This window comes from Shewanella japonica, assembly GCF_002075795.1.
Lineage (GTDB): Bacteria > Pseudomonadota > Gammaproteobacteria > Enterobacterales > Shewanellaceae > Shewanella > Shewanella japonica.
In genome coordinates, this window is record NZ_CP020472.1 from 729,918 (window position 1) to 745,347 (window position 15,430).

1 protein-coding gene is annotated in these 15,430 nt (G+C 43.8%); it reads right to left on the reverse strand.

Annotation, left to right across the window (positions count from 1 at the left end):
* Positions 1-92: 92 nt before the first annotated feature.
* The gene (locus SJ2017_RS21385; protein WP_156003123.1) at positions 93-15,425 is read right to left on the reverse strand and encodes a VCBS domain-containing protein; all 15,333 of its coding nucleotides are present in this window, start codon (positions 15,423-15,425) and stop codon (positions 93-95) included.
* Positions 15,426-15,430 lie beyond the last annotated feature (5 nt).

Genomic DNA, 15,430 nt, shown 5'->3' on the forward strand with positions numbered 1-15,430 from the left:
CCCTTAACACATTGCACAGGAATACAAGGTGTTAAAGGCGTTTTATACATTAAAGTCACGTCCATGTTTACCGTATTAGATATTTGCCACACCTAAAACTGATTATGCATATCGTTTAATGCTTGGTGTAGCATGTCATCATCGTTATCTTGATTAATGTCACTTTGCTCTGTTGGCGTATCAATTACGCTGGCAGCATCATGATCTACATGTTGCGGGTGTTCTTTATGCTCGTCATCTAATGGGTTTTCAAATGCATCGACCTCAACAGTATCAAGCATGTCTGTTTGTGGATCAGCAGTGTTAAGCCCATGCATTGTTGGCAACCCCGCTAGGTCTGGAATGCCAGTATCAGGTTTAATCTCATCATGGCTTAATCCAACCATCTGTAAGTAATGATCTATGGGGGCTGGTGCGGCTAGACTATCGGTACTGTCAATGACTAAACTAACGTCGATATCATCACTTTGATTTAGCGTATCTGGTTCATCGCTTTGTGATACTGGCGCTGGAGTAAATGTCGATGCAGGGATAACTTCCACTGCAATCACTTGGCTTGCAGAGTTGGTTGAGCTGCCATCATGGGACGTGGCGCTAATCGTCAAATCAAAATGACCATGGAAGTCAGCTTCAGGAATAACTTTGAGGTTAGTTAATTCGCTTTGTTGTAGTGTCCATATACCGTTATTTTCAGTCCCCGCAGATAGCGAAGCCCCTGGTGGAACGCCTGTGATTTCAACTGTGAGTGTTTCATTTATATCAGGACTGGATACGTTAATATTAAGCGCTAAATCAGTATTTTCATTACCCGAAATCGCCATAGTATCGAGTGGCGAAGTTAAATCTCCGACATGCTTAGTAAATATCATGGTAGGAGTATCGGCATCAGGCGACACATGAATTGCCATACTGTTTTCTATCGCGACATGACCATCGGTCACCGTATAATTTAAGCGTAATTCCCCATTATAATTTACCCCTGGATTAATAACCCAATGGTCACCTTGTTGGGTAATAGTACCACCACCGACTATTGATAAATGGCTTACATCAAGCACATCTTTAGCGTCTGTATCGTGAACGTTAGCAAGTAAATCAGCTTTACTCAGAGTGAGCAGATGATCTTCAACAACCGTATTAGCAAGGGCATGGCCAACAACAGGTACATCATTAGTACCGATGATCACTAACTTCATTGTTTGGTCTACGCTGTGACCGAGAGAGTCGGTAGCGGTCACCATTATTGTTTCTTCAAGTCGCTCACCCTGAGCTAAGGCCTGCACAGGAGCCGAATCGTTGTGGGCCTGATATTGCCAACTGCCATCGCTACTTAAGGTTAGGTCACCGTATTGCGGACGTGTTCCAGCTTGCAATGCCCAGGTGACACCGCTGGCGACTTTGACATCACCAACTAATAAATCGAGTAAACCGTGCGAGCGTGTGACTTTATCTTCGGTGACGACAGACTCGGACGCGCCGAAAATTTGCGGCCCGGTTTTACCGTCACCAATGTGTACTGTTAAGTATTCTTCTCGGCTCTCACCGCTGCTATCGGTAACTTTGAGGGTGACGGTTTCGGTATGAATTTTACCTGCAGCCACTTCTTGATCAAGCTTGTCACGCTCTGGACCACTGTGGCTAAAGGTAAAGTCCCAGCGACCGTCGGCATCAATATTAAAGTAACCAATGCCCTTTACATCAATTTTATTGCGGTTGCCTGGCGTGAAATCCAATTGATGGTGACCACCTTGATTATCTATGTACTCGACGTTGAGGTTGTCAGCGTTATCAATGTCATCAATATTGATATAGCCATAAGAGTGAGTGTTGGTCATTGAGCCCGTGGTAATTGAACGGGATATTTCAAAGGTGCCTGTTAATAGAGGGGCGTCGTTGGTGCCATGAATACCAATATTGACCACGGCATGCTTGGTGTCGCCATGGTTATTGGTGTAACTGATGAAAAAGTTATCTGCATGGCTATCGGTTTGCCCCATTTGCTGAATCGCAGCTGTGTTATTGTCCAATGTGTAGTGATAGCTACCATCGGCGTTCATGTGTAAGGTGCCATAGTTGCCTTGTAGCACTCCGGTAGTAGTCACGGTTTCACTGGCGCCAACAGCAAATAACGTTCCAGTCGCAGTAGTCTTACTGTCTTCCTCGACGGCCTGAGTTTGTACCAGAGTGCTTAAATCGGCAGATACCACTAGCTGGCGTTGAACTTGAGCTGTGTCGCCAGTTGCGGTCGCGATAACCTCAGCATGAACTTGATAGGCGTTGTCGCCAATATTGGCAACTTGACTAGCCGGAATGGTCAATTGCCAATGGTTATTATTAACGCTGGCGCTATAGTGCGTACCTGCGACAATCACATCAATGGAATTGCCATCTGCCACATGGGTTGTGGCGCCTGTTATGGTTAAATCCTGCTGGTGGTCATGATGGTTGACCCAATCGTCATTAGATATAGGGTCGATAGACAGCGTGGGTTTAGCAGTATCTATAGTGATTTGATGATGGGCCTGGGCATAGCTGCCGTCAGCTTTTACTTCAATTACGGTTAGCGTATAAGTGCCATCGGCGCGATCTGTTGCGCTAACATCCAATTTCCAATGACCATTTGCATCGACAATTGCTTTCGAGTGGCTGAGAAGCCCACTTCCCATGATAGTGCTACCGGGCTCGCCAGTACCATATAAGATAATATGGCCGTCACTGGTAACAAAGTCATTATCACTGACACCGGTATCATATTCTAACCGGGTAATTGCCAGAGGCGGCGTGACATCAATTATGGCGTTGGCATCAATCGTGTTATGACCATCGCTGATTTTGAAACTAATGGCTAAATCATTACCAACAAAGCCTGGATTAGGTATAAAACTAAAACTCCCGTCGGCATTGGCTGTAAAGCTATCATCTGGATTAGTTGAAATAATTCCATGGGGGGAGGATAGTGAGCCTGCCACAATCGATAATCCCGCGGCACTGGTATCGACATCGGTAACATTAGCAAGTAAGTCTGTTGCTTGGAAGTCGTGGGAGTGGCCAGACTCAACCTTGCCTAAATCGGTGGTGACGGTGGTTGGGGCGGTGTCGCTACCAATGAGTGTTACACTCAATTGTTGCTCTGTTCCATCAAGAGTTTTTACGGTAACGATATCGGTGGCGTTATGGTTTTGAGTCAATGTTTCTGCAACCTTGCTTGGGGTGAACTCCCAGCTTCCGTCTGCTTTAACCGTAAATTGACCATGTGCACTTGGTATCACTTCAGCAATAAAGTGTGCTTGCGATGGATCTGTATCTGTAATAATTAGTTGGCCAGAAACAGTAGAGGTTTCATCTGTTACTAGTTGTTCATCTCTGCTAATAACAGCATCAGGAACCGGGGAATTAACATCTAATATTATTGGCAGTTTTGCACTATCGGTTGCACTTACTCCATCTGGCCCTGTTGTGGTAGCGACTAATTGCATTAACATGTTCTGATCGCCATGAGCAGGTAATGTTGCTGTCACTTTATCTAAATCCCAACCGGTAACATCCGCATGTTGCACCGCTGAGCCAATCGTTAAACTATGATGACCATCGCTAAGAATCGTGCCTTTCGCAAGTCCCAATATCTCTATCTTGCTGAGAACATCGTCATGATCTATAGGAGCCGCTACTGACAGGTGCATATGTAATACATCGCCTGGCGCTAAAGCCGTTGAGCCAGTATTGACCATTTCACCTGTAAACGTATGTAAGTCAGCAATATCAAGCTGATGGTGACCTGTTTGGTCTGATATAAGGCCATGACTGTCGGATCGAATGTCGATTAATAGACCATTATTTTTACTAACAGACTCATAGACTGGGCCATGTTGAATTTGTTCTGGTGTAAGTGCTTGCGAGGCAAAACTAGTTGAGAGCAATCGTCCTGGAAATTTATCTTGTCCTGCAAAATGCCCCGGAACGTATTTACTGCCTACATTTAAAAATGGATTTGCCGCAATGTGATCACTTCCTGCAAAACCATGAACCGTAACTTTTAAAACACCGTTATCATAAAGTAGAGCGGTATCTGTTTTACCATCCCATGTCATGGTTATACGATGATCTTGACCATCATTAAAATTGACTCCAGGGTTGCCGTTATCACCACTGATATGTGAACTGGTAAACTTCAAATTACCGCCAAAGGTCCACATGCCGAAATTAACGCCATCCATATCAGGCGTGCCATCAGGTTTAACCCCATGAAACATAACAAAATCTTGGTAAGTACCAATGGTGATTTTGGGATCATGGATATAAGTGAATTCAGCCGTAAAAGCGTGTAAATCACCACCCGATTCAATTTGATCGCCATGTGGCTTGATATATCCATGGTCAGATGATGAGGTTAGGCCAAATGCTGTACGTTGAACTTCTGCAGACAAGGAAGTCGTTGCTGCATCTGTAACTGAGCTCACACTTAAATGAGCCGTTTGGGCGTACTCGGTCGTTCCGTCACTGACTTTATAGTCAATTTCAGCTGGTCCATGGTAATTTGCATTCGGGGTAAAGTCATACCCTCCTGATGCATTCGCTGTTACTGTGCCATGAGTTGATGTCGGCACGCCGCTTATATGTAACGCACCATCGGCATCTGATAAGTTTGCGAGTAATTGCGCGTCTGTAAAATGTGTGGTGGTATCTTCATCCGTTGTACCTAAATCACGCATACCGCTATCGATTAATGGATCGTCAACTGAAGCGATATGTATTGATGCTCTGGCTGGTGCTGAGTCCACATGACCATCATTGACTGAATAAGCAAAGTCTACATCACCATGGAAGTTGGCGCTTGGTTCAAACTTAAGTTGACCTATGTCAGTGGCTGAAATTTGTTGATTGGTTGTAACTTCTACACCATTTAAAGTAAGTTTACCGTCTGCAATATCTGGTAAATCGGTAATAGTAATGTGATTTAGAGTATCGCCATTATCGACATCGGTAAAACCAAAATCAGCTTCGTTGAAGCTATAAGTATTATCTTCTGTACCGCTCAGTGAGTTTGGCGTTATCGTTGGTGCATCATTTCTAGAAGCAACATCAATAGTTGCCTGAGCTTCTGCTGAACTATCATGGCCATCGCTAACACTATATTTAAAGTTTACATTTCCATTAAAGTTAAGATTTGGCGTAAACACTAAATTTGGAATGTCCGCATTACTGATTTGTTGGTTAGCCGTTATAGCGTGACCATTTAAGCTTAATTCTCCCTGAGATTTAGGTGGTAGCTCCGTAATCGTTAAGTGATCTAATGAGCCACCATCACTGTCAGTAAAACCAAAATCTGCCTCTGTAAAGTGATAGTCTGTATCTTCATTAGCTGAAATTGTGCTTGCTGCAATAGTTGGCGCTTCATTGCTACCTTGTACGTCAAAGTGCATGGTGTGAGTTGTTTGCCCACCTTCATTATCGGTAACGACTACATTAAATGTTTCGGTAACGTGTTGCCCTTCGGTTAAGGCTTGAGTTGCAGGTAAAGCATTATCAAGTTCGTAATGCCAGCCGCCATTCGCCGCAATTGAAAAATGTCCATAGGTGCCTAGTACATCGGTTTGTTCAGTAATGCTATGGGTGTCGCCTGTATCTGGATCGCTAATACTTAGCATTCCTGAAGTGCGAACGTGGTCATGTCCGCCGTCTTCAATAACGGTTTTAGGAGCTGCGAGTTCAGTAACAACAGGGTTATCGTCACGGCCATCAATGTTAACGATAATTTGATGCTGGGTGCCATCAAGTGAGGTAACAATTAACGTATCTTGTACATGATCAGTTTTATTTAAGGCATTGGCTGTAGCATTTGGTGTATAAGTCCAATGGCCGTCTGTATCAATCGTTAAATGGCCATACTTGCCATCAATAGGCGTAGTATCAAAATGCGCTTGTGCGGCATCGGTATCGGTAATTAATAGCTGTCCTGGTATCGACGTGTCTTCATCGGTTGTCTTATTATCATCGCCGCTAATTACGGCATTGGGAATCGGTTTAGTAGGATCAAGCACTAAAGGCTGGTGTGCTTCTGTGGTTGAGGTGGCGCCATCTGGTCCGGTAGTCTCCACACGAACAATAATGTCCATGTTATGATTATTGCCTCCAGGTAACTGCGCGGTAAGATGATCCAAATCCCAGCCCTGAATATTGAGAGCATCCGTCATTGATGAAACAACATGATTGTGCCCAGGAGTACCATCGGTGATGACTGTGCCTGAAATCAATCCTAGTAATTCCACCTTAGAAATATGGTCATCGGGATCAACGGGGTCGACAATTTGAGGGCTAAGATTCAGTAAAGAATCACTATTAGGAATAGCGACTCCTGTATCAACTGACACAGTATGTGAGGTTAACGATCCAAAAGAGGTTAGCTGATGGTGTCCAGTCATATCAACTAACTGCCCTGAAGCTGACATTCTCATATCAATAACAAGACCATTATCTCTATCAACCGTATTCGCTAGAGGAGCATGTTGAAGAGAAGCGGGGACTACAGGGTGATTCGTCACCATTGATGTACTAAAAATCTGACCATGAAATGCGTCATTAACACCAAAACCATGGGATTTATGTGAGCCATCCTCAAGCACAAATTTCTGACCATTCACCACATCCTGATCTTGTCCAATAGCCAGAGTGCCATGACCATTCATTGGTTGGCCTTTATGGACATTTGTATGAGTAAACTTAACGTCACCATCCACTAATACCTGCAGTACCCCTGTATTCGAATCCCATAAAATTGAATAGCGGTGAGTTGCAGTATCTTGAGTTGTATCAATGCCTGTAGCGTATTCAGTGCCATGGATCGCAATAGTTAAATTGGTTGGTTTCCAAGCATACATTTCATTATCTGATTCACTATTGGCATAACTAAAGTAGGTGGCTCCATGTGTTGAGCCCGATGTGACTTGTGGGCCGCCGATAACATTAAACTCGACTGCGACACTATTGATTTGGTCGCCGGTTTGTAACACCCCATTGTTCATTACAGATGCTGAACCATCTGTACCTAACTGCATCACTTGTTGTTGGGCTGTCATGCTAAGGCCGACTTGTGCAGTATCAGTGATTGGGGTTACAGATAGTTGAGCGGTTTTAGCATATTCAGTCGAGCCATCAGTGACTTTATAGTCAATTTCAGCAGGGCCATGGTAATTAGGGTTTGGAGTAAAATCATATCCTCCAGAAGCATTTGCTGTGACTGCACCATGTGCCGATGTCGGTAAGCCACTGACATGCAATGGGCCATCAACATCAGATAAATGTTCCAATAATTGTGCTTCTGTAAAGTGGGTGGAGGTATCTTCATCCGTTACACCTAAGTCACGAACTCCACTATCGATCAATAGATCTTCAACTGAAGCAATATTTAAAGAGCCTGTTGCAGGGGCTGAATCGACATGGCCATCGTTTACGGTGTAACTGAAATGAACATCGCCATGAAAATCTTTAGCTGGGATAAATTGAAGCTTACTGATATCTCCAACATCGATAATCTGATTTACTGATACATCATGACCATCAAGTACAAATTTACCTTCCGCTAAACTCGGCAGATTGGTTAAGCTTATAGAATGAAGTGTGTCGCCTGAATCAACATCGCTAAAACCAAACTGGCTTGCCTGCATTTGGTAACTGACATCTTCAGTACCATGGTTAAGAGTTTGCATGGTGACAGTAGGGGCGTCATTGCTCCCGGTCACTGTTAAGGTGGTGGTTTGTTGTACGCTGCCGCCTTTACCATCTGATATGTTATAAGAGACAACTATGTTTTGTGTTTGCCCTTGAGCTAAATGCTGAAAGCTTTGGCTAGTCGCATCGATATTGAGTGTATGGCCATCAGTACCAAGGTATAAGCCGTTTGGTGCCAGAGCAGTCTTTGATTGTCCTTCAATCTGATACTCGATATGAGTCAGGGTTAGGCTATCACCATCAGGATCGCTGGCTCCTGCGAGTAAATTTATTTGGTGAACGTTAAGCTGATCTTCTGTAACCGAATCAGTAACAGCAGAAGCGACAATTGGGGCATCGTTAGTGCCTGAAACTGTAATAGTTGTAGTTTGTTGTACACTGCCGCCTTTGCCATCTGATATGGTGTAAGAGACAATAATATTTTGTGTTTGCCCTTGAGCTAAGTGTTGAAAAGTTTGACTTGTTGCATCGATATTTAACGTATGACCATCGGTACCAAGGTATAAGCCAGTTGGCGCTGTTGCAGTTTTGAGTTGCCCTTCAATCTGATATTCAATATTAGACAAATTTAGATTGTCACCATCAATATCGCTTGCTCCTGTTAGCAAACTTATCTGGTGGACGCTAAGCTGACCTTCCGTTACTGAGCTTGTTATCGGGGAGCTGACAGTAGGGGCGTCATTGCTCCCGGTCACTGTTAAGGTGCTGGTTTGTTGTACGCTGCCGCCTTTGCCATCTGATATGTTATAAGAGACAACTATGTTTTGTGTTTGTCCTTGAGCTAAATGTTGAAAGCTTTGGCTTGTGGCATCGATATTGAGTGTATGGCCATCAGCACCAAGGTATAGGCCGTTTGGTGCCAGAGCAGTCTTTGATTGTCCTTCAATTTGATACTCGATATGAGTCAGGGTTAGGCTATCACCATCAGGATCGCTGGCGCCAGCGAGTAAGTTTACTTGGTGAACGTTAAGCAGATCTTCGGTAACCGAATCGGTAATAGCAGAAGCGACAATTGGGGCATCGTTTACTGGTGCAAAATACAGATTATTGGTTGATTCTGTTGAATTCGTAATGCCATCGTTAACAGTAAATTTAAATTGCACGTCACCGTTAAAATCTTTAGCGGGAATAAATTGAAGCTTACTGATATCTCCAACATCGATAATCTGATTTACTGATACATCATGTCCATCAAGTACAAATTTACCTTCCGCTAAACTCGGCAGATTGGTTAAGCTTATAGAATGAAGTGTGTCGCCTGAATCAACATCGCTAAAACCAAACTGGCTTGCCTGCATTTGATAACTGACATCTTCAGTACCATTGGTTAGATGCACTTGGTTTACAGTGGGTGCATCATTAGTCCCCGTGACATTAATATGAAGATCGTAGGGTGTACCATCTTTACTATGTACGCGATATATAACAACTTCAGTTTGACCTTGTGCTAGATGCTGCAGGTTGGCGTTATCAACGCAGTAGGCCCAACTACCAGCACTGTCAATGCGTAGCTGACCACCAAACGGGTCATGAATTTTTGTTTCTCCAAATTGACTGTATCTAAACGCGTTTTCACCACTATCTGGGTCTGTAACATTCAGTGTACCTGTGGCTATCTCATTTACTGTGCCATTAGTATTGCTGCCATGAGGCCCGTCTTCAATGATGCTACCTGTATTAACTTCTGTGATAACTGCGCTATCTTGAACTGCCGTTAATACTGTCGTTGCGCTGGTGTGGGTGGTACCTCCATGAGCATCTAAGACGTCATAGGTGAAATGTACTTGGCCGTTATAGTCTTTTTCCGGTGTGAATGAAAAGCTACCGTCTTGATTGTGTTTAATTGAGCCATGGTCTGCATGCAGATTCTCAATGGTCAGTTGTCCTGCGTCATTATTATCGACATCAATTGTATTGGATAGGAGTTGTGCTGCAGTGATGGTTTGGCGAGTATCTTCTGTGCCAGCATTGAGAGTCACCTCAGATGAACAGTAAGGGCGATCATTACTACCGTGAATGGTGATCACTATATCGTGAGCTGTACCATCTTTTGAATAGATAGTTACTGTGTCGGTGAGTGTTTCTCCTTTACCAAGTTGATCAATTGCTGTGCCTCTATTAGTCGCATGTCCACCTTTAATTCGGATGTTGCCAGCATCTGCATAATATGACCATGTTCCATCTTCTCGCAGCATTAAGTCACCGTATTTACCGGCATAATTAAATCCTAGGCCGCGAGAGTCAAAGGTTGCCTCACCTGCATCAAGATCGGTAATGGTCAGTGCACCACTGACATAAAGCGGACTGCGTCCAAGAAGGCTCATACCTGGTTGAGCTTGATCTGGTGACATATCAAGCCCTGCGGTGCCTTCGGTGACATCACCAGTATCAACGCCACCAATAATCGCTTTATCATCACTGCCATTAATTGTAACTGTAATGGATTTTTCTGTGCCATCTACGGTGCGGACGATGATGGTATCTGTGAGCGCATCTTTGCTGGTGAGCGCCTGAATATTAGGGCTATTATTATCAACAACGTATTGCCAATGGCCGTCATTATTTATTGAAAATTGACCGTAAGCAGCGTGATTAACATCCACAATAAATTGGGATTCACCGTGATCGATATCAGTGGCGACTAGCTGGCCTTGTGCGACTAGATTTCCTCGGTGGCTATGAATGTCTTCTTGAAGCACTGCAGAGGTATCGCCGGTGATCTTAGCGATGTCATTGCTGCCATGTATATTGACTTCAATTTTGTGGCTGGTGCCATCAATTGAGTGGACCACGAATACTTCTTTAAGCGCTTCTGTTTGAGACAGTTGCTGTATCTGAGGTTGATTGTTGTTAGCAATGTACTGCCATTGACCATTATTACTGATAACAAGTTGACCGAATTGCCCTTGCTGTAGTCCTGAAGGGAATAAATCTTGGCCATTATCTATATCGGTAATGGTCAATTGACCTTTGGTTATCAGTAGGCCTGAACTCAGTTTGTCTTCAACGACAACACCCGCATCTACCCCATTTATATTGGCTAAGTCATTGGTTCCAAGTATTTGTATTTGAATACCATGTGGAGTGCCATCGTGACCTTTAATAAAGAACAAGTCATCAACGGTTTCGCCACTTTTAAGACTTTGAACTGCTACACCTTGATTATTGAGCGCATAATGCCATAGCCCTTTGTCGTCGATGTGTAATTCGCCATATTTGCCTTGTAGCGTTTCAGGCTTGAAATGCTCATCGCCAGTATTAGGGTCGAGAATGTTCAATTGTCCTGTCGCTGTTTGTTTAGTGCCGTCTTCTTTAAATAGCGCAACATCAGTACCTGTGATGATCGCTGGCGTGTTATCACCGACAATGGTGGTTGAGATAGTATGCTCGGTACCGTCTAAGGATTTTACGGTAAAGCTTTCGGTTAGCTGCTGCCCATGGGGTAACTTGATCACATTAGCATTGTAATGATCGACTGCATATTGCCATTCACCATTTGGCTTAATCGTTAAAAAGCTCCCATAAGCACCTGCTATTACTTGTGATTGAAAATGTGCTTCTCCTGTATCAACATCAGTGATGTGAAGTTGACCATTAGCGTACAAAATATTTGGTGCGCCAGAAGCATTTGAAATTACCCCAGTATTTGTGCCTGAAATAACTGCATTATCATTGGTACCATGAATATGAACACAGAGAGTTTGTTCGGTGCCATCAGCAGTTTTGATTATCACCGTATCGGTAATTTCATGCCCTGCATTAAGAGATTGTATTGCCGCTTGTTTGTTGTTTGAGGTGTATGTCCAAGCGCCAGAAGGGTCGATAGTAAAATGGCCATACTGACCAGTGAGAGTACCAGCGATAAATTGGGCTTCACCTAAGTCGGGATCTAAAACATTTAGCTGACCATCTGCTCTCAACTGTCCTTGGAAAAGGTTTTTATCTTCAGTGACATCTAATGTGGATGAACCTGAGATAACTGCTTTATCATCTTGACCTTTGATGATGACTTTTATTTGATGTTCGCTGCCATCGATAGATTTAACAACTATCGTATCAATTAACGACTCACCTGTTTTGAGTTGATTAATTGCAGGTTGATTATTATCAGCGGTATAAGTCCAATGACCATTATTATTGATGGTTAATTCGCCAAATAAACCTTGTGAAGCATTGGCCTGAAACTGGTTATCTCCAATATCAGCATCTTTTACTGCCAACATACCGTCTGCATGTAAAAAGCCAGCGTGTAGGTTTTTATCTTCAACAAGTGAAACGCTTGATACACCACTGATGAGGGCTTTATCTTCGGTTCCATTAATATTTATCTTAAGAACTTTCTCTGTGCCATCAATCGCATGCACATATAATGTTTCAGTTAGCGTGGTCCCAGCTTTTAAGCCTTGAATGGCGGCGCTGTTATTATTAGCAGTATAGACCCAATGGCCAAGCTGATTAATCGATAAGTAGCCGTAATTACCTTGATAGCTATCGGCAACAAATTGGTTTTGGCCGTTATCACTATCAGTAATGGTTAACGCACCATCAACCCTTAATAATCCTGAGTGAACGTCTTTATCTTCAGTGAGTGTTGCAGTTGAAGTGCCTGCAATCACTGCTTTATCTTCACTACCGTTAATGGTGACGGTGACTTTTTGTGATGTACCATCAATGCTGTGAACGATGAAGGTATCGGTGAGTGACTCACCAGAATTAAGACTTTGAACAGCCAGTTGGGAGTTATCAGCAGTATAAACCCAATGACCCAACTCATTGATACTCAGTTGACCAAACTGGCCTTGCAGTGATGCCGCTTGGAATTGATTTTGACCACTATCAACATCGGTCACAGTCAATGCACCATCGACCCTTAATAATCCCGAGTGAACGTCTTTATCTTCAGTGAGTGTTGCTGTTGAAGTGCCAGCAATCACGGCTTTATCGTCAGTACCGTTAATGGTGACGGTGACTTGTTGTTCAGTGCCATCGACGGAATGCACCAGCAATGTGTCAGTTAATGATTCACCCGTTTTTAGACCTTGAATGGTCGCTTGTGAGTTATCAGCGGTGTAAACCCAATGGCCTAAATTGTTGATACTCAAGGTACCAAACTGGCCTTGAATCGGTTCGGCGTTAAATTGTGCTTGGCCGTTATCACTATCAGTAATGGTTAACGCACCATCTACCCTTAATAATCCCGAGTGAACATCTTTATCTTCGGTGAGGCTGGCCGTTGCAGCGCCCGCAATCACGGCTTTATCGTCAGTACCGTTAATGGTGACGGTGACTTGTTGTTCAGTGCCATCGACGGAATGCACCAGCAATGTGTCAGTTAATGATTCACCCGTTTTTAGACCTTGAATGGTCGCTTGTGAGTTATCAGCGGTGTAAACCCAATGGCCTAAATTGTTGATACTCAAGGTACCAAACTGGCCTTGAATCGGTTCGGCGTTAAATTGTGCTTGGCCGTTATCACTATCAGTAATGGTCAACGCACCATCGACCCTTAATAATCCCGAGTGAACGTCTTTATCTTCAATGAGTGAGGCCGTTGCTGTACCAGAGATAATAGCTTTGTCATCAGTGCCACTAATAGACACAATAATTTTATGGTCGGTACCGTCTGCGGAGTGAACGATCAAAGTGTCAGTTAATGATTCACCTGTTTTCAATCCTTGAATCACAGTTTGGGAGTTATCGGCTGCATAGGCCCAGTGACCTTGCTCGTTAATTGATAAAGTACCAAACTGACCTTGCACAGTATTGCCTATGAAGTGAGCTTGATTTTTATCTAAGTCAGCAACAGAAAGCATCCCCTCGACGTGTAAATCACCTTGATTGAGGTCGTAATCTTCTTTCAGGAAAGCGAAAGTTTCTCCCCCCGGTGTTGGTGCTGTTAACGTATTGGCATTACCTGAAGAGTAGATGATGTTTGCGATTACAGCTTTGTCATCAGTACCATTAATCGTGATGGTAACCTGTTGCTCGGTACCGTCTATTGTTCGAACGAATAAGGTATCAGTCAGTGACTCGCCTGTCTTTAGCTCTTGAATTGCCGTCTGTAAATTGTCAGCAGTGTATGTCCAATAGCCACTGGAATCGATACTGAGCTGACCAAATTGTCCTTGTAGCATACTCGCCGTAAATTGGTTTTCACCTGAGTCAGGGTCGGTAACAGTAAGCTGCCCTTGGGTATGCAGCATACCTTGGCTATCTTGGTGGCGATCTTCAGTGAGACTGGCACTGTCTACCCCTTGAATTTGCGCAATCTGGTTGCTGCCATGGATATCAATAGTGACTTGCTGGCTAACACTTTGACCAGAGCTGTCGGTGACATTGACGATGAATTGTTCTGTCGCTTTGTCGCCTTGATTCAATGCTTGAGTGCTGGCTGACTGGTTGTCTAATCGATATAGCCATTGGCCTGTGTTTGGATTAATCGTTAATTGTCCGAATTGACCTTGTCCATTTAAAATTGACCAGCTTGCATTGTCATTATGGTCAACATCGGTGGCCACCAATTGACCTACGACAGAGTCAAGAGTGCCTTGTTCATTGAGCGAGCCGTGATGGTTACCGGTTACGGTTGGGAGATCATTAGTACCTTCTACATTGATGATTACCAGACTATCGACTTGATGACCTTCTTTGTCTGTTGCAGTCACGACAAATTGTTCAGTGTGTCTTTCGCCCTCACTCAATGAGTTGGTATTAACTGACGAGTTATCGAGATGGTATTGCCATTGCCCAGTGGCAGCATTGATTTGCAAACTGCCAAATTGACCTTGGTTTTTTGCTGATGACCAAGTCACTGTTTGGCTATTATCACCATGAGCACTCAACATACCTTGAGCCGTATCTGTTGAGCCATCTTCTTTGACTTGTGGAATTTGCTGTTGACCATCTACCGTAAGTGGCTTTTCATGAGTGCCAGTGCCAGTGCCAGTGCCAGTGCCAGTGCCAGTGCCAGTGCCAGTGCCAGTGCCAGTGCCAGTGCCAGTGCCAGTGCCAGTGCCAGTGCCAGTAATTGGTGGTTGGCCATGGGTACTTGGAGTTTGTGATCCTGGATGGAGTGGCGTTGGCTGAGTGACTTGGGCGTACGTTGTAGGGTTGGGAGTAGTTGAATCTTGATCGGGCTGCTGATCATTCTTCTGAGTAATATTCGCTTGGGCTGCTCGAAATTGACTGATATCTTCTGTTGCAGTATTGCCTGCTTTAAACGGCTCAGCATTGCCAATTCCTGTTGTTTCGGTTGAACCTGTCTCTTTGATTAGTTTATTTTCAGGCGTTGCTTGGGTAACCTCTAAAGCGTCATCTGACTGTTCTGACGATGCAATTTGGCGAGTGGCAGTGTTAGTCTTTGTCGCTTCGGTGGTTTGATTGGTTACTGGCGATTCAACACTCTGTGGGATTTGATCAGAGGGTAAGTTTGGTTTTGTTTTACCATGCGCCAGTGAAGAGCTAACCGATTTATCGGCAACAAGATCCTGATTAATACCTACAGTTGTTTGTGGGGTATCTCGAACTTCTTTTGCTAGGAGTTTTTTGGCTTCAACGTCAATTTTATTGGCCGCAACCTTTGCTTTTTTATCTCGTTTAATTTGTTCAGTTTGCTTAGCCGTGTTGGGCTTATTGACCTGTTTAGTATCCGTTTTTTGCTCACTATTAGGTGGAGTCTTGCCTTGGTTGTCTTGAGTCATGCTAA